Annotated in this window: 2 protein-coding genes; both read left to right on the top strand. The window is 45.0% G+C overall.

Annotated features, from left to right (window positions below):
* On the top strand, window positions 1-919 hold a 919-nt coding region (locus B3F49_RS10920), incomplete at its 5' end, for a hypothetical protein (RefSeq protein WP_293911012.1).
* The coding region (locus B3F49_RS10915) for a hypothetical protein (protein ID WP_293911010.1) at window positions 913-1,317 on the top strand (405 nt) is incomplete at its 3' end. The genes B3F49_RS10920 and B3F49_RS10915, both read left to right, overlap by 7 nt.

Here is a 1,317-nt window from a genome sequence, read left to right as displayed (position 1 = left end):
TGACATACAGAGATATGAAATGACAGACACGATGCCGCTGTATTTAAGCGATGGCTATAACTTTCTTCTTATAACCTTGCAGGAGATCTCATTCATTGCCATGGAGCCGCTTTCACAAGAGTACCGTTTGCCTACGGTGGTCTCACACCTCGCCAAAGCATCACAGATAACACAACTGCACTGTGCTTTACTCTTCTCATCACTGCGATCGCAGCAGAGAAATGCGCTCATCCAGCAAAGGATTCCTTTCGTGGTACCAGGGGCGCAGCTCTATCTTCCCTTTGCCGCCTGTATGTTTACTGAAAGGCTATGTATACATCACCCGTTGCCGGAAGCGATGGCTCCGGGTACCCAACTGGTTTTCTTGTACCTCTACTATCAGCATTTCGATTCTGCAGTAACCGCGACCGAACTGGCTGAAACGTTGCAGCTTTCAAAGGCAACGCTTACCAGGGCAATATATTCACTGCAGCAGATCGGGCTTGTTTCGGTGCAAAACGAGGGAACAAAGAAACTACTGACATTGACAACCAATTCAAGAACAGAACTGCTCCAAGCAGCAAAGCCCTACCTGCAATCACCGGTTTTCAAAACCATCTATCTTTCAAAGAAGCCGGAGAAGGCCTTGCTTGGCGGCATATTGGCATTGAGTTCCCTGACGATGCTTTCACCGAATTCCCTGGATGGGGCGTATGCCGTACCGAAGCGTGAAGCAAAACACCTAAAGCCTCAGAAGATGGATAGACAGGATTTTCTGGACTTCGGTGGTTATGCTGTTGAAGTTTGGAACTATGATCCCACACTGCTTGCTACAGACAAGACAGTAGACGATATCTCATTGCTGCTGAGTTTCACCGGCGAGTACGATGAAAGGACTGAGCAGGCACTGGAGATACTTAAGGAGAGGGTGTCGTGGTAAATGGCATTGATATCTTTCGAGATCGATTGGGACAGTATAATGATCAGTTTGCCATAATTGGTGGCACAGCTTGCAGTATTCTTTTTCATAAGTCAAATTTGGAATTCCGATCAACATATGATTTTGACATCGTAGTGATCATAGAAACGTTGAACTCATCATTTGCGAAAGCATTTTGGGATTTTATTCACGAAGGAGGGTATGCAATTCAAGAGAGGAGTAGTGGAATTCCTGTATTTTACCGCTTCTCACGTCCATCGAATGATACATTTCCAAGAATGATCGAGCTTTTCTCAAGAATTCCTGATGGATTCCATCTCTATAAAAACAGTGAACTCATTCCAATCCATATATCAGATGAGGTTTCAAGTCTATCAGCAATACTCCTAGACGATGAC

Source organism: Sphaerochaeta sp. UBA5836, assembly GCF_002432845.1.
Lineage (GTDB): Bacteria > Spirochaetota > Spirochaetia > Sphaerochaetales > Sphaerochaetaceae > Sphaerochaeta.
This window is presented reverse-complemented; position numbering and strand designations above follow the sequence as displayed.